We start from the raw sequence: 15,790 nt of genomic DNA on the forward strand, positions 1-15,790 counted from the left end.
TAAGAACAAGCTCACGCACTGGAACATGGTCTGACAACAACTGCTCCAGTGCGTGAAAAGTCGCTGGGCGGATCGGCCCCTGCTGGCTCAATGACAAGGAACACTCATGAAAATCTCTCTCTTCGGAGGCACAGGGCCGACCGGGAAATACATCATCCGCGAGGCGCTCAGCCAAGGATATAAGCTGTCCGTCTACACACGTGACGCCGGCAAGGTGTCCGAGTTTGCAGGAAAGATCGAAGTCGTCGTCGGAGACCTGCAGGATACAGCTGCCATTGCGAAGTGCGTCGAGGGCGCCGACGCGGTGATCAGTGCGCTCGGACCCAACAGTCTCAAGGTAAAGGGCGACAAGCCGGTCATGCGCGGCCTGTCCAACATCATCGCCGCGATGAAGCAATCCGGCGTGCGCCGACTCATCCAAATTTCCACGGCCGCCTATCGTGATCCCAAGGACGGGTTCGCCTTGAAAGCGCATGCCTTCGCGCTGCTGTTCAAGGTGATCGTGCGTAAGGCTTATGAGGATATCAAGGCCACCGCCGAACTGATTGTTTCGTCAAACTTAGACTGGACGCTGGTGCGCATCCCGAACCTGCAGGATGGTCCTGCAGAGGGAGGCATCATCGACATTGGCTGGTACGGAAAAACCAAGCTCAGCATGAAGCTGTCGCGAGGCAACCTCGCCAAGTTCCTGGTCGATCAAGTCAAGAATCAGGGCTTTGTAAAAGCTGCGCCAGCTATCGCAAACAGGAACTGAAACCATATGAGCAACGCACAGACTACAGCGTCTCGCGCCTCGACTGCCTGGCAGATCAATCTCTGGATAGCACAGATCCTTCTCGCTACACTGTTCGGAACCGCGGGAACTTTGAAGCTATTTTGGGCGCCGGCGGATCTGGCGGCGGTGGGTCTTGCCTGGACTGTCGACGTGCCGCTGCCGCTCCTGCGGCTTATCGGCACGGTTGAACTGCTCGGCGCCATCGGCGTCATCCTGCCGGCGCTAACCCGCATCCTGCCGTTTCTGACGCCGCTGGCGGCCACAGGCTTTGCAACCATTCAGGTCCTTGCGATCGGCTTTCATGCGACGCGAGGAGAGACCGCAGCGGTCCTACCGCTCAACATCGGACTTCTGGCGCTTTCTCTCGTTGTTATTTGGGGTCGCTTTCGCAAAGCACCGATCAAGTCGCGCGGATGAGCAGGAAAGGAAATTCTGATGCTGACGATCGACCTCTATACCGAAATCACTTGCCCATGGTGCATGGTTGGCCATCATCGCCTCGACAAGGTGCTGGCCGAGCGCTTCCCTGATCTTGCCGTCGATATCCGGCAGCATCCGGTCCTCCTGTTGCCGGACATCCCGGTCACCGGGCTTTATATTCCAGACCTGCTGCAGACGCGCTATCGCATTGGCGACCCGAAAGCAGCATTTGCCCGCCCCGAAGCCGAGGCACGGGCGTCAGGGCTGGACCTTGACCTTAGCCGCCAGCTTTGGGCATACCCGACGCAAGCCGCACATGCACTGGTGCTGGCTGCTCAGCAGCGCGGAACACAGCATGCGCTCGCCGTGGCGCTTTCCAAAGCCTATTTCCTCGATGCGAAGAACATCGCGGACGTCGAAATGCTCGCGGATGTGGCGGCAGATCACGGTTTCGGGCGAACTGAAGCCCGTGCGCTCGCTCTCGACCCGGTTTGGCGCGATCGTGTGGAACTCGAAGCCGCGAAATCCAATGCGGCGGGTGTCCAATCCGTTCCGCATTTTATCTTTGGTGGCCGCTTCGCGATTAATGGCGGCCGCAGCGAAGACGAAATCGCCCTGTCGATTGCTCGTGCCAAGTCGGCTACCACATGTTGGCGCTCTAGTCTTTCCGAGACTTGGAATTAGCGTAGGATGCCGCCCTCTCCCGCAAGCAACCCCATCATGGCTTGCCATGAGTAAGCTCGACGCACGATCTTCAATTCATCCGGTGTCATCAGCAGATAAACTCCATAGATTCATGTCGGAAAGTCCCGAAACATGCGACAAACCTGATCCAAGTCAATGTCAACCCGCAAGGTTCTCTCACAGCGTCCTCGCCGCTTGCTATGAACGGCAGAGCGGAGGTTGGCTGCTCGTGGCCGATGCGCCGCTTAACGGCCGCTATTTCAGATCGGGCCTCGAGGTGCATCGTCCGCTGTCGGCCTCATCGGTCAATCCATCAAAGCCGATGTCCGATACTGAGGAGTTTCAAACGGATAGCTCTTGCAACAACAGGGTCGTCTGTTCTGCTGTCTTCAAGAGCGGTAAAGGTTCGCAAGACCTATTCAAAGGCCATTTCAGTATAAAGCTCGAGCATCTAGTGAGGCTCATCGGCCGGTATATGCAGTGGGACGTCCGCTTTTTCGGCCGCTGCTCGCAGTCGTTTGTCTCTGGTCCACAAGGTTACTTTCTCTCCAAGTAGAGCGGACGCTAGCAGATGGGCATCTGTGTAGCCAATGCCCATGCTGAAGATGCCGAATCGATCGATCATCGTCATGACTTCGTCGTGCGTGGCGACAACAGCTCCGCGCTGAGCTATCAAAAAAGCAATAACGCTGCCGCGGTCCCGAAGGCTGCCAAGCGCCAACTCGCCGATCACGCTCGGATGGCAAAGTAGTCGATCGTCTTCGATTATCCTTCGTAGCTCGGCATCGCCATGTCGGAAATGATCAATCCAGATCGAGGTGTCTACTAATATCACTTAACCGCCGTGCTCCGACGGCGCGGAGCTGCCTCGGCATCCGGCATGGTTCCCCCAAGAGCGATGAGGCGTTTTCCGGACTCCACACGAACCAGCGTCTCCAACGCCTGGCGGACGAGTGCTGCGGTTTCTTTGGTGCCGGTCAATAATCTAGCCCTGTCCATGAGGGCGTCGTCGAGATTGATGGTTGAGCGCATCAGCTGGCCTCCGTATTATATGACGTCATAAATAGCACCATTTGGTGATTAAATCTACGCCTGCTTTCGCTTCCGTACACGGAACGTGGCCTACAAAAGTAAGGTAGCGCGACGCTCTCATTCCATAGGATATTGGAATTGAGCCGTGAAGTTGAAGCCAGTGCCATCGGTGCCTCGGGCCCGGAAATGTTGCGAAGGTCCACGGTTCGAATCCTCTCACATCAACGGATCGATGCTGTTACACGCCAGCCAGCGCGACCAACTCTTGATGCATGTTCACTACCGCCGGCGCCAGAACGGGAGGCCGAAAGCTGCCTATCCGATCAGAATAGATCGTTGGCAAACGCGGCTCAGAACCAAGGGCCATTTGCGCGAAAGGGGCATTGCGTTATCGCAGAACTCTATATTCTGCGACAGGCGAGCGGCCGCTCCGACCCTAAAAGGACTCGCAGCAAGCCAAGGATTGACAGTTAACAAAGCTTCTGCAAACAATTGGTACCAGGTCGATACAGCCTGCCGCTTGCGCCCCGTCGGGGTTCGGTGAATGTATCGAGCCGCTCATGGCTCTCTTTGCCCGAACGAACGGGTCAGCAACGCAAGCCCCTGACGCTTTCCGTTCGTTTTTGCAAAGGATCATCTCATGCGCGATTTCCGCGATGCCAAAGCTATGGCGCAAACGCTACGTGAAGCCCTTCACGCCAAATCTGTCGTGTTCACAACCAGTGAGAGCCAAGAACTCGTTGCTCGAATTCTTGGCTTTCGAGATTGGAACGTCTTGGCCGCGAGAATTAAGGCAAGCCCGTCGTCTGCGACCATTGTTAACGCCAGTACGTCGATTCCAGCTGGAGCTGGCATCCCCATCGTTCCGATGCGGGATCTAGTACTGTTTCCGCACATGATCTCGCGGATTTTCGTAGCGCGCGAGAAAACCCGCCAAGCCGTGGAACGAGCTATTGTCAGCGATCAACGCGTTCTCGTTGTTGCGCAGAGAAATGGCGGCGACGATCATCCAAGCACTCTGAGAGCCCTCAATCCGGTGGGGGTCGTAGCAAACGTGATAGATCGCCAGACACAGGTGGACGAGACGCTCAAAGTTACCGTACGCGGGCTTCAGCGAACGGGCATCGTCCGTTTGACCGATGATGGTTTCCTAGCGGCGGAGGTTGGGCCGATGGAGGATGAACGCGGCCAGTCGGCGGAGGCGGCCGCCCTTTCGCGTGCTGTTCTTGATGCGTACCAGACCTACGCCAAAGTCGACTTTTCTGCACTTCCGCCCGGATCCAAAGTCAGGTTTGGCCTGCCTTCGATCGGGAACCCGAGCCTCTTAGCCGATACGGTCGCCCCGTTGCTGTCGATCACAATCGAGCAGCAGCAGCAACTCTTGGAAACCAGTGACGTGGTGACTCGTCTGGAAAGACTTATCGTGCTGATGAGCGCCGGCCGCCCTAAAGCTGTCGGATAACTCCTACGGACTGTCCCAAAACCCTCAGTGCGATTCCTGATGGGAGTTTTCAGAATGGTCTGCGGGATTTTTGCGACGAGACCGGCGCTCCCTCTAACGCCAAAATTGCCACCATGGCTTTGAAGTGTCGGGAGAAGAGCCGCCGTTGAATTGGGCCGTGATGTCCCGCCAGACGAATTCCTGCGGCTTCGGTGTGCCCCGTGCAAAAGCACCGAGGATGTCTTTTACGTTTGCGTTCGAAAGTGGCTCGTTTGCCTTGACCACGAAATGAGCCTCATTGCGGGGGTGTGAAGCGGCGTCGCAGAATGACCCCACCCATCTTTGAAATATCAATAGCTTGTAACGCCGACTTGCCCCTAATCGTCGCGCCGATTCACAAAGAACAGGCTGAACGTGTCATTTGGCCTGTCGACAAAGATTGATCGCGGCCGATTGTCGGTACATAGTTGAGAGCATTCGATCACGTGGATGAAGTCACCCCCCTGTTCCTCTGAGCATTATCGAAATTGCGGCGCTACACTGCGTCAACGAAAAGTCGGGTCAATTATCACAGTCTTTGGCCCGTTGGCTTACGGTTCCCTCAATCGTTGTAAGCTCTTTGCTCTCGATCTCAGACTGTTGTTTAAATGTTTCGATGAAATCCGCCAACGGATGAATCGACGCGGTTGTTGCCAGAAGTGGTTCGAGAGCTGCAGCGATCGCGCGGCAACTATCCGCCGAAAGAGACCGAAGGTTCGATACGACTCTGTTATACGCAGGTGTCTGGCGCGAGGCAAAGGAACGATTTATGACAAATTGTTCCACTTCTCCATCAAGTCGCTCGACAAATAACGCAAGTGAACCTCCGTCGGCAGCAGCAGCGCTGTCAGAAACTGCTTTAAACATACATCCTCCTTTCGGCCACTGTTACGGTCACCATATTGATATCCTCTGGTGAAATGTACTGATGTCGTTTCTCATGTAATTCCAAGATCGTACCTCGAATTTGCGTATTTCGGGGAATACCGGACGCCATTTTGCGTCTCTGCATCTGTGTTGATCATGCTTGGCGATACCCAAGGCTGGTGAAGATTGAGTGGCAGCTCCACGATGATCTCACGAGATCAATCGGATGTCTGATCAGGCGTTCGTAGTGGATACGCAGATGGGCTGGCGGCCCCATCCCACGTTCTGGTTTTTCCTTCTGGTGATGGTCCTTCTTCAAATCGCCATTCAGGCACAGGACTTATATTTGGCTTTTTAGTGTTCTCAGTCTTTTCAACAATTCGAGCTTTGTTGATATATCCGAATGCAAGAGCAGCAATAAATAAGCAGGTAAGATACACAACGATACCAAGCCCTGGGTTCCACAGCAGGTTCCACATAGATACCGGGAAATTGACAACCACCAAAACGTTCAGAGCGGCAATGAACAACTCCCATAAGCCTAATAGAATATATATCGCAAACCATTGTTTGCTTTCGAACGGAGATCCTCGTTCAAGGAGTATCTTGCTGGATAGCCTGCGAAAGATTGCCAGTGCCATGAATATTGTTGCGAGCAACAAGGCTCTTCCTGTCGGCTTAAGAAATATTTCCAGCACGGATTGATTGAAATCGTAATCCGGCCAGATCCGCTTGGCCATCAAATCCCAAGGTGGAGTTATATTGATGAGCTCAAATAGGATGCCAGCCGCACATATAACGACCCAATATCTCCAGAATATGGACCAGTATACGCGTAGATATCTCTTGACCGAAATAAACATTATAGCCTTGTCGCTTTGATGTGTGAACGATGCGGGGTTCGTGTCTTTGTCCTCGGGTCCGTTGAGGAGTGTATCGCATGTCTTGAAGCATCTCAAGGTTGCTGAACTGTCGTTCGGGGGTGCAATAGGCGGTCGACTATGGGGTCGAAGAATACCTCAGCCAAATCGAGATACTCTCGCCAATGGCCTGGATGGCCATCAAATGGAGTTTTCTGGATTGTGGATTGCCTTCTTCCTCGACCCTAAGCCTTCTATCCCTTTGGTCTGCGCTTACTAATACCCATTATGCGAGCCTAGGCGCGGAGATCGCCCGGTCGTTCATGCTGGAGAGCGGCGCGAAGCTGACGCCGAAGCTCGGGCTGACGGGTGGGTTCTCCGGCCTCGACGGCTCGGGTGAATTCGGAACTGTCACTGCGGGCATGAGCCTGTTCGAATTCGGAGATCGACTGGAGCGCCAGGGCTATGAAGGCAGCAAGCTCGGCTATCTCATGAGCCAGAGCGGTTATTTTCATGAAGGGCATCGCGCGGTCGACGATTGCTTCGCACTGTTGGAAGTGCTGGCCCTGGCGGCGGGAGATGCTGGTTCGTCACCATTGGCCGAACTTTATCGCGCAAGCCAGCGTTCGCGGGTGCGCATCTTCGCCGAGAACGCGCCCTTCGACCTGAAGGACAGATTGAAGGCGAGAGGATATCGCTGGTCGGACGGCAGCGACGGCCGGCCGAAATCATGGTGGCTCGAGGTCGACGAGGACGACAGGGACGAGGAGCTTCGGTTCCTGCGGAACGATATCTATCGCTGGGACGATGCCGACCCTCCGATCCAGCGGTTGACCGCATTCGATCGGTTCAAGGTGAGCACTTGCATGGTCATCGTGCCGGACGAGCTAGTGAGATCGGCGCCGCCAAGCGCCAGACCGTAGACCCTTACGCCATTTCCGCGAGAGCCTTGACGGTTGTGCTGACATCGATGGCGTCACGGCCAAGCCGATCGAGTTCGGTCACGATCAAAATGTCCTCGGACTCCAGCTTGTCCATGAGCAGGGAAAAGCCGAGGCGCGGTGCGACGGCGGTTCTGCCTGAAACCGTCTCGGTTATGATCCGGCTGTCGCGATCACGGCTCGCAGGACAGATCGCCGCCCGGGCACTTGAGCTGCTCGCTCAGATCGCGGGTCCGCTGCTCGGTGAGTGCGATCGCGCACTCACCGAGCAGCATCGGCATGATCGTGCCATCTCGGCCGAGGCGATCCGGGTCCCTTCCAGTTTCCAGGTTGCATTCGAGGTCACGAAATTTGAGCCATGCCTCCTGCGCGAGCTTCAGATTGCGCTTGCCAAGCGGTTCGAGCTTGGCGTCGAGAGCTGCATAGGCCTGATCCAGGGCTATTTCCGCAGTCTTCAGCTTATCGGCGACGCAGAGGGTCCTGGCTGTCTGATCCTGCGCCCTGGCGCAGAGAGCAGGGGCGGCGGCAAAGCTTTGGGGACAAGGCAAAATGCCTGCTGCAACAATTAGGGCCCATAGGCATAGGGCCTGTGATGTGCGGCGACCTGGGCGTGTCCAACGGAGCGGGCGACTGCGAGGTCCTGAGATATGGCGTGCCATCGCATCGATATCGCGCTGAACTGGCGAAAGCTCCAACATCAGCTTCTCCTGTCGTTTGCGGTCTGCAAGAAGCTGCCGCCCAGGGGCAGTGCAGCGGAGGGATACGCGATATCTGCTGATCTATAGTCATTAGTTCAGGCGACACGGGATGACAATAAGGAGCCGAAAAACGATATATAAAAAAATTTGCATGTTTGGCTCGGGGACGTGATTGGTCCACTCGGCATTCGTCCTTCGATATCGTTCCGGGGTAGGCCGGCAAATCCTCTGAAGTCACGAATCACGCATGATTGTTCCGCCCGCTAAATGGCAGAAGACCCACAGCCGCGAAATGCGCATCTGGGGCTTCTGAGGCGCAATCCTCGTGAAATAGGTTGTTTTGGATCATCAACACTCCGGCTCAGTCTCAAATGCAAATCCGGGTCAAGACGTCGTGAAATTCAACAGGCCTTCGCAGCCAGCTAAAAGAGCCATTCGTCCTCACGACGAAACAACAGAGGCAACCGAAACCTGCCGCTTGTACAGGACCTCATCCAGCCATTCGGAGCGCATCTCGGGAACGGACGAGAGAAGCAGCCCTGTATACGGATGGTAGGGTGGCGAGAAGACGTCGGCTGTTTCTCCATAGGCGAGGACTTGCCCCTTGCGCATGATCGCCACCTTGTTGGCGATACGCCGGACCGTGCCGAGGTCGTGGGTGATGAACAGATAGGCAAGGCCGTACTTTTCCTGCAGGCGGCGCAACAGTTTGAGGATATCCTCGGCGACGAGCGGATCGAGCGCCGACGTGACCTCGTCGCAAATGATAGCATCCGGCTGTGCTGCCAGAGCGCGAGCGATGCAGACGCGCTGCTTTTGACCTCCCGATAGCTCCGGCGGCCGACGCGTGATGAAGCTTTCAGGCAGCTCGATTTGCCGGAGAAGCTCAAGGACACGTTCCTTAATCTCCTTCTTCGGCTTGCCGAGATAGAATTCGATTGGGCGGCCTATAATCTCCAAAAGCGTTTGTTTCGGATTTAGCGCTATATCTGGATTCTGGTAAATCATCTGGATGCGTCGCAATTCCTCGCGTGAGCGTTGGGCAAGTGCTGCCGACAACTCCTTTCCTTGAAAGACGAGTTTGCCGCTTTCTCGGGGAAGCAGTCCAACGATAACGCGTGCGAGCGTGCTTTTGCCTGAACCGGATTCCCCGACAACGGCAAGCGTATCGCCACGCGTCAATTCCATGCTGACATTGTCGATTACCCGCGGCAGACCTCGATAGCTGGCAACAAGTCCGTCCATGCACAGAACCGTCGTGTCGTCACCCTTGCTTGTCGCGACGAAGTATTCGGCCACGGCTGCGTTGCGCTCCGCCACGAGCCGCTTCGTGTAGTCGTCCTGCGGCGCGTGCAGAATGGTCTCAGCTGAGCCGACTTCCACCATTTTTCCATGGCGAAGTACCATGATGCGATCTGCTATCTGGGCGACGACGGCAAGATCGTGGGTGATGTAGAGTGCAGCCGTGCCGCGTTCACGAACAAGGGCACGAAACGCAGCCAGAACCTCGACCTGAGTGGTCACGTCAAGCGCAGTGGTCGGTTCATCGAAGACGAGCAGTTCGGGTTCGGCGATCATGGCCATGGCTGCCATGGCACGCTGAAGCTGACCGCCGGAGACCTGATGCGGGTAGCGCTGACCGAATGTTTCGGGGTTGGGCAAGTCGAGCGAGCGGAACAGGTCGACGGCGCGCGCCTTGGCCGCCGCCTTGCTCATGAGCTTGTGCCGGACGACGACTTCGCAAACCTGGCGCCCAATGGTCAGCGCAGGATTAAACGATGCCGCCGCACTCTGGGCGACATAAGCGATTTTTACGCCACGCAGGGAGCGTTCCTCGGTCTCCGTAATCTCTCGGATATCTCGGCCATTGAAGATGATCCGGCCGGCGGTGATCGCGCAGCCGGGCCGCGTATAGTGCATGCTCGACAGGCCGATGGTGGATTTCCCAGCGCCGGATTCTCCGATCAGGCCGAGCACCTCGCCACGCTTCAGCGCGAAGCTGACGTCATCGACGAGAACCGATCTGACATCGGTTTGCGATGCGGCTTCGATGCGCAGCCCTTCGACTTCAAGTAGAGTGTCTTCCGTCCGTTTATCCATCATGGCGCGCTCAATGTTTGGCGGCGCTGGTCGAGACAAGCCAGTCGACCAGCAGGTTGATACCGATTGTCAGTGTGGCAATAGCGCCGGCGGGATAGAACACAGTAGGGACGCCCAGCATGATCATGGCCGAATAATCCTTCACCATGCTTCCCCAGTCTGCGTTTGGTGGTTGGATGCCCAACCCGAGGAAGCTCAACGCCGAAATGAACAAGAACGTGAAGCAGAAGCGCAATCCGAATTCCGCCACCAACGGAGCCAGGGCATTGGGCAGTATTTCCCGACGCAGGATCCACCAAAGTCCTTCACCCCGCAGCCGTGCCGCCTCGACGAAATCCAGCGTCGCGATGTTCATGGCCAGTGAGCGGCTGACGCGAAAAATGCGCGTAGCGTCGAGAATGGCAATCGTGACGATGAGAACAGCAAGATCAGTGCCAAGAACGGACAACACGACCATGGCGAAAATCAGCGCTGGCATTGACAGCAGAAGATCCACGGCCCGTGACAGGATCATGTCGATCGTCTTGCCGAGAACTGCTGCAGAAAAACCGGTGAAGACGCCGATTGTAAAGGAGAGCGCAGTTATGAGCAGCGACAGCCCGATGGACAGCCGCGCCCCGTAAAGTAGACGTGACAGCACATCGCGACCAAGATTGTCGAGGCCGAGCCAATGCCCGGCGCTCGGCGCAGCCCAGGCCCTGCCGAGGACATCGGCCTCCGGGTAGGGAGCGAGAATTGGAGCAAACATCGCTCCCGATATGCTGATGATGACAATCAGGAGACCGATTAGCGCCTTGAACGGCATTTTCTGGCGGAAGAGCCGCATATCTTACCTCGGATGGCGAAGCCGCGGATTGCTGACGAGTGCCAAAATATCCGCAACCATGTTGAGCGTGATGAAGACGGTCGCAAAGATCAGCCCGCACGCCTGGACCACGGGCACGTCGCGCTTGGCGACGGCATCCACCATGGATTGGCCGAGGCCCGGATAGACGAAGACCACCTCGATAACCACCACCCCGACGATCAGATAGGCCAGATTGAGTGCGACCACGTTGATGATCGGCGCCAGTGCGTTGGGAAGCGCGTGCTCGACCACGACGCGCCATTTCGGCAGCCCCTTCAGCAAGGCCATTTCAATATAGGGACTGGACATGACCGCAATGACCGAAGCCCGGGTCATGCGCATCATGTGGGCAACGATGACCAGAACCAGCGTCAGCATCGGCAGAAACGCCATATAGAGCCGCCCTGAAAATGATGTTTCGGGGGTGACACTCGCCAGAACCGGAAACAGGCCCCAATACACCGCCACCCATTTGATCAGCAGATAGCCGAGGAAATACTCGGGCAATGAGATCGCCAGCAATGTCACCGCGTTGGCAACGGCGTCGAAGATGCTGCCCTGCCAAGCGGCTGTCAGAATGCCAAGGGCGACCGACAGGGGCACGGCAATGGCTGCTGCATAAAGCGCTAGGAAGAGCGTGTTGTAGAGGCGCGGTGCAAGATCGCTGGAAACGTCACGCTTGTTGATGAGGGAGGTTCCGAAATCGCCTCGCACGGCCTTGCCGAGCCAATCGGCATAGCGCTCCACAGCGGGCCGATCGAGACCCAGATCGTGTCGCAACGCGGCGACGTTTTCAGCTGTGGCATTGTTCTGCAGCACGGCTTGTGCGAGATCGCCAGGCAAGATCTGTGTGCCGGCGAAAATGAGCACGGAGGCGGCCCATAGGGTCATCAATCCAAGTGCTGCTCGCTTGATCACGAGTGTAAGCACGTTTCCCTCTTTTACCTTATCGTTTCTCTTCGCACAGGAAGAGGAGGGCCGAATGCTTGCGCTAGGCCCTTCCTCCCGCCTTCCGGTATCAGGCGCTGAGCCACACCTTCTCGCACAGCCGGCCATTGGCGAGGTCGAACTGGGTATGCGGGGTGTGTCCCTTGACATGCGAACGGTGCGCGTCCAGCCAATCGGAGAAAACCGGGATAAGGGCGCCGCCCTGATCCGACAGCATCGCCTGCATATCCCAGATCATGGTCTTTCGCTTCGCTTCGTCCACCTCCGCCTTGGCTGCGTCGAGAAGCTGATCGAAAGCCTGGCTCTTCCAATGCGTCTCGTTCCAGTTTGCGCCTGAATAATAGGCCGAAGCAAGCATATCGGTTGCCGACGCGCGGCCCGCCCAGTAGGAGGTGCAGAACGGCGCCTTGAGCCAGACATTGCTCCAGAAGCCATCCTGTGGCTCCTTTTTGACCGACACATCGATGCCTGCCTTGCCGGCAGAAGCCTGGAAGAGCACACTCATATCGACGGCACCCACGTAGGCGGCGTCGGAGGCCGACAAGATTACCTTCGCATCGGTCACTCCGGACTTCGTCAGATGAAATTTCGCCTTGTCGAGATCGTAGGGCCGCTGCACAAGATCGGTGTTGTAGAAGGGGTCCGAAACCGGGATCGGCTGGTCGTTACCGACACGTCCGAAGCCGTTGAACAGCGCATTCAGGATCTGGTCGCGATCGCAAGCATATTTGAGCGCCAGACGGAAGTCGGCATTGTTGAATGGGGCGACATCCGTCTGCATGGCCATGATCGTGTGCCAGCCGCCCGGGGCCTGAACGAGTTCGATTCCTGGTGCAGAGCGAAGCAGGTCCACCGCGCGTTTATCGACGTCATTGATGACGTCAACTTGACCGGATACCAGTGCGTTCATGCGCTGGACGACATCGTTGACGACGGTAATTTCGATACGGTCAATGTTACCGCGACCCGCCTTCCAATAATTTCCGGCGTTACGGAGCACGCACCGAACGCCCGGATCGAAGCTTTCCACCGAGAAGGCACCTGTGCCAATTGGCCTGGCCCAGTCGCTAAAGCCGTCAGGGACGACCAGAAGATGATAATCGGAAAGCGTATAATGCAGGTCGACATCCGATGTCGCCAGGATGATCTTGATTTGATGCGTGTCGAGCTTCTGGATCTCCTTGATGTGCTTCAATCCGCCGGCCGCCGCCGATTTGCTGTCTGCACCGGTATGAAGGGAGAGCGAATAGAGCACATCATCTGCGGTCATCGCCTTGCCGTTATGGAAGACGATCCCCTTGCGGATATTGAAGATCCATTCCTTTGCCTGATCGCCGATTTCCCAGCTTTCGAACAGTTCCGGTTGCGGCACGCCCTTCTCGTCGATTTCGATGAGGCCGTTCATGACGGCGTAGCCGACGAGCAGCGGCACGGCGTTCGAATAGGAAGTCGGATTGAGCGTGTCGGTCGTGCTGCCGCCGCGCATGCCGATCTTCAGGGTGCCTCCCTTCTTCGGCGCTTCCTGCGCAATGGCGGAACCGATCATATAGGGACCGGTTGCTGCGGTCAGTCCAAGTGCCGTTGCTGTTCTCAAGAAGTCCCTACGGGACTGCGAGCCGATCAATGTCATATTCCGTTCTCCTCCATTGGTAGATTGTTATTGGTTCTTTTTGTGTTGGTGCGGGTAGTGCATCAGCCAAGCGCAGTCCATAGGTCATCAATCAGGTCAGACACCGCTTCGATGCCGACGGAGAGACGCAAGAGGTTTGGCTCGACATGCGAATTGGTTTCGATTGCCTCACGCCGCTCGATAAGGCTTTCGACGCCTCCAAGTGACGTGGCCGGCTTCCATATGCGGGTACGGGTCGTCACGCGGTCGGCCGCCGCTGAGCCTCCTGTGACAAGAATGGACACCATGCCGCCGAAGCCCCCCCTCATCTGCTGCTTGGCAAGGTCATGTCCCGGATGGGAAGGCAAACCGGGATAATAGACTTTTTCCACTTTGGGATGGCGCAGACATTCTGCGGCGAGTGTGGCGGCCGATTGACAAGAGCGTCCAACTCGCAGGTGGAGAGTGCGCATGCCACGCATGAGCAACGCAGCCTGAAACTGACCGAGAACACCGCCATGATAATCGCGGTTGAAGCAGACCTGCTCCCAGAAGTCGTCGACCTTCGCCGTCACGGCGGCTCCCGCCAGAACATCGCTATGGCCATTCAGATATTTGGTGGCGGAGTGAACGACAATATTGGCGCCAAGCGACAGCGGTTGTGCCAGAACGGGCGTTGCAACCGTGTTGTCGACAACGAGCCGCGCCCCGGCCGAGTGAGCGATGTCGGCGAGTGCTGCGATATCGTAAATATACCAATGCGGATTGGAGGGCGTCTCGGCCCAAAGAACTGCCGTCTTCCTAGGGATGACTGCTGCGCGAACTTGGTCGAGATCCGTCATGTCCACATGAGTGATCTCCATGCCCTGGCGAGCCGCATATTGTCTCAGCCAAGTGCGCATCCCGTGATACATGTCGATAGGAAAAACACAGTGTGAGCCATGCTTGAGCGCCATGATGACGGCCGTCATCGCCGACATGCCCGAGCTGAAGAGCCGGCACTCGGCTGCGCTCTCAAGCGCCTTCAATGTTGCCTCGGGCTGTTCCAGCCCCGGGTAGCCGTAGCGGCTGTAGCTCCAACCGGTTTGCGAATAGCCTTCCGGCGGTCGCAGGAACGTTGTCGCAAGGTGAATTGGGGGAACGACTGCGCCCGTCGGATCATGGCTTTCAAAGGCACCCTGAGCAAGGGTTGTGTCCGGAAGATAGTGAGGCATGCGAAAGGGTCACCGGCGTTAAGAGCGAGCCATCCGTGCTGGAAGGCACTGTCATGTTTCAGACACTATGGCACTCTCCCGCTTTATGGTTTTTTCGTTCTTTCGGTCCGGATCGAGAAATTTATAACCATATTCGCCTCCTCACGCATAAAACTCTCATCGGCGAAATCCCCGGTGCCTTGTACATATTCACCAATTCCCCTAGAGCATGAGCCTTAAAAAGTGAGGCAGTTTCGTTGAAATGACCCGCTCAAAAGAGGGATGGCGCACATCGGCGTGACATCCTTCAGGTTGTGCGGACGGTCAGGATTTGGAGTAACCGATGTCTTCTTCGAAGGTGAGCCTCGATCGCATTGACCGCAAACTGCTCAACCTGCTGCAGCAGTCCAGCATGCTCACCTTTCAACAGCTGGCGGATAAGGTTGGTATCTCCCAACCTGCCTGTCACCGCCGAATTCACCGGTTGCGCGACAATGGCGTGATCCTGGGCGACATCTCGATCGTCAACCAGACCTATGCAGAGCGCAAACTGGCTATCTGGATCGAAATCTCGCTATCATCGCATCAATTGAATACGTTCAATGAGCTACTCACGATGTTGCGGAGCTCGCCGTACGTGTCCTGTTGTGATGTCATTACCGGCGATACGGATATATTGGCCTGCCTCAATGTGGCCGACATGGACGAATTCAGGGAAGTGACCCGCGAGTTCATGCGCAAAAGCCCGATCATCAAGACATACCGCTCGATCACGGTCGCCCAACGCGTGAAACTCCATCCTGGCTATCTTTTCGACGAGAATTGATACCGCGCGATGCCCTCACACGGGCACATCGGTGCCAAGTGGATTAGATCATATCGACATGCTCAACGGTTTCAGCTCCAGGTTCCCGGCCCAACTACGAGACGTGGTTCGATTTGGCCGAGCCTCATTCACCTCACATTCGATCGGCATCGATTTCAGCCGTGCCAATGTCCCGCCTACGGCGGGCAGGGCTCGGGGTGACGAGACCGTTCCTTAATTCGGCATGTCGCCAAAGGGCACATCGGTCATCGGCCCGGAGCCACCAGGGTTCATAAGTCCCTGGAGGTATCGGAAAACCAAGTTGCAGTTTGTTAGGTCAGCGCGGCTCTGTCGCAAATCGGTATCGAGGTCACGGATGGAGAGCGATGCACGGGGGTTCAGGCAGCAGTAAGTTCGAATTGCTCGGCGATTGACGGTAAGCGCGATTTTCCATGCGCATTGACGGCCTGACCGGTGAACCGCCCTCGGATCTGTAGTGATTATTCCGGCTCTGTTAGGCGGCGGCAGAGG

14 protein-coding genes and 3 pseudogenes are annotated in these 15,790 nt (G+C 56.6%); 6 read left to right on the top strand and 11 right to left on the bottom strand.

Annotated elements, in window-relative coordinates:
* Window positions 1-106 precede the first annotated feature (106 nt).
* Genes BJ928_RS36590 through BJ928_RS36600 form a run of 3 tightly spaced genes read left to right on the top strand, consistent with a single transcriptional unit; the run spans window position 107 to window position 1,879 of the window.
* Window positions 107-754 carry an SDR family oxidoreductase gene (locus BJ928_RS36590; RefSeq protein ID WP_047636503.1) on the top strand — a complete coding sequence of 216 codons (648 nt, stop codon included), beginning with the start codon at window positions 107-109 and terminating at the stop codon, window positions 752-754.
* Window positions 755-760: 6 nt separating this feature from the next.
* A complete protein-coding gene (locus tag BJ928_RS36595; RefSeq protein ID WP_047636502.1) occupies window positions 761-1,192 on the top strand; it encodes a DoxX family protein in 432 nt (143 codons plus the stop codon).
* A gap of 18 nt (window positions 1,193-1,210) precedes the next feature.
* Window positions 1,211-1,879 (top strand): DsbA family protein, encoded by a 669-nt coding sequence (locus tag BJ928_RS36600; RefSeq protein WP_120296837.1) that lies wholly within the window; start codon window positions 1,211-1,213, stop codon window positions 1,877-1,879.
* A 451-nt stretch (window positions 1,880-2,330) separates the two neighbouring features.
* Here BJ928_RS36600 and BJ928_RS36605 read toward each other — a convergent pair whose 3' ends face one another.
* Entirely contained in the window at window positions 2,331-2,714 is a 384-nt protein-coding gene (locus BJ928_RS36605; protein ID WP_082012029.1) for a type II toxin-antitoxin system VapC family toxin, read from the bottom strand.
* Window positions 2,711-2,911 carry a type II toxin-antitoxin system VapB family antitoxin gene (locus BJ928_RS36610; protein ID WP_047636498.1) on the bottom strand — a complete coding sequence of 67 codons (201 nt, stop codon included), beginning with the start codon at window positions 2,909-2,911 and terminating at the stop codon, window positions 2,711-2,713. The genes BJ928_RS36605 and BJ928_RS36610 overlap by 4 nt, the downstream gene beginning before the upstream one ends.
* Window positions 2,912-3,551: 640 nt before the next feature.
* Here BJ928_RS36610 and BJ928_RS36620 point away from each other — a divergent pair.
* Window positions 3,552-4,373: an LON peptidase substrate-binding domain-containing protein gene (locus BJ928_RS36620; RefSeq protein WP_047636496.1), complete on the top strand. Its 822-nt coding sequence runs from the start codon at window positions 3,552-3,554 to the stop codon at window positions 4,371-4,373.
* A gap of 612 nt (window positions 4,374-4,985) precedes the next feature.
* Here BJ928_RS36620 and BJ928_RS36625 read toward each other — a convergent pair.
* Together BJ928_RS36625 and BJ928_RS38655 are read right to left on the bottom strand one after the other, a co-directional pair.
* Window positions 4,986-5,258: pseudogene (locus tag BJ928_RS36625) on the bottom strand (hypothetical protein); the annotation flags it as partial.
* Window positions 5,259-5,476: 218 nt separating this feature from the next.
* Window positions 5,477-5,998, bottom strand: coding sequence for a hypothetical protein (locus tag BJ928_RS38655; RefSeq protein ID WP_147413983.1), 522 nt, complete (start codon window positions 5,996-5,998; stop codon window positions 5,477-5,479).
* Window positions 5,999-6,520: 522 nt separating this feature from the next.
* Between BJ928_RS38655 and BJ928_RS36630 the strand changes: the two are divergent.
* Window positions 6,521-6,972: pseudogene (locus BJ928_RS36630) on the top strand (3'-5' exonuclease); the annotation flags it as partial.
* A gap of 2 nt (window positions 6,973-6,974) precedes the next feature.
* On the opposite strand, the pseudogene BJ928_RS36635 reads toward BJ928_RS36630, so the two are convergent.
* The 7 genes and pseudogenes from BJ928_RS36635 to BJ928_RS36665 form a co-directional block, all read right to left on the bottom strand.
* Window positions 6,975-7,222 (bottom strand): annotated as a pseudogene (locus tag BJ928_RS36635) (recombinase family protein); the annotation flags it as partial.
* A 10-nt stretch (window positions 7,223-7,232) separates the two neighbouring features.
* Window positions 7,233-7,607 carry a lysozyme inhibitor LprI family protein gene (locus BJ928_RS36640; protein WP_183079513.1) on the bottom strand — a complete coding sequence of 125 codons (375 nt, stop codon included), beginning with the start codon at window positions 7,605-7,607 and terminating at the stop codon, window positions 7,233-7,235.
* Window positions 7,608-8,198: 591 nt separating this feature from the next.
* Window positions 8,199-9,860 carry an ABC transporter ATP-binding protein gene (locus BJ928_RS36645; protein WP_245432774.1) on the bottom strand — a complete coding sequence of 554 codons (1,662 nt, stop codon included), beginning with the start codon at window positions 9,858-9,860 and terminating at the stop codon, window positions 8,199-8,201.
* Between the two features lie 7 nt (window positions 9,861-9,867).
* Complete coding sequence (locus tag BJ928_RS36650; protein WP_047636493.1) at window positions 9,868-10,683, bottom strand: ABC transporter permease; 816 nt, start codon at window positions 10,681-10,683, stop codon at window positions 9,868-9,870.
* A 3-nt stretch (window positions 10,684-10,686) separates the two neighbouring features.
* Entirely contained in the window at window positions 10,687-11,634 is a 948-nt protein-coding gene (locus tag BJ928_RS36655) for an ABC transporter permease (RefSeq protein ID WP_047636492.1), read from the bottom strand.
* Between the two features lie 88 nt (window positions 11,635-11,722).
* Window positions 11,723-13,282, bottom strand: coding sequence for an ABC transporter substrate-binding protein (locus BJ928_RS36660; RefSeq protein ID WP_047636490.1), 1,560 nt, complete (start codon window positions 13,280-13,282; stop codon window positions 11,723-11,725).
* A gap of 62 nt (window positions 13,283-13,344) precedes the next feature.
* Window positions 13,345-14,475 carry a PLP-dependent aspartate aminotransferase family protein gene (locus BJ928_RS36665; protein WP_047636489.1) on the bottom strand — a complete coding sequence of 377 codons (1,131 nt, stop codon included), beginning with the start codon at window positions 14,473-14,475 and terminating at the stop codon, window positions 13,345-13,347.
* Window positions 14,476-14,797: 322 nt separating this feature from the next.
* On the opposite strand from BJ928_RS36665, the gene BJ928_RS36670 reads away from it, so the two are divergent.
* Window positions 14,798-15,280, top strand: coding sequence for an Lrp/AsnC family transcriptional regulator (locus BJ928_RS36670; protein ID WP_052228009.1), 483 nt, complete (start codon window positions 14,798-14,800; stop codon window positions 15,278-15,280).
* Window positions 15,281-15,790 lie beyond the last annotated feature (510 nt).

Source organism: Rhizobium sp. WW_1, assembly GCF_003610155.1.
GTDB classification, from domain to species: domain Bacteria; phylum Pseudomonadota; class Alphaproteobacteria; order Rhizobiales; family Rhizobiaceae; genus Rhizobium; species Rhizobium tropici_A.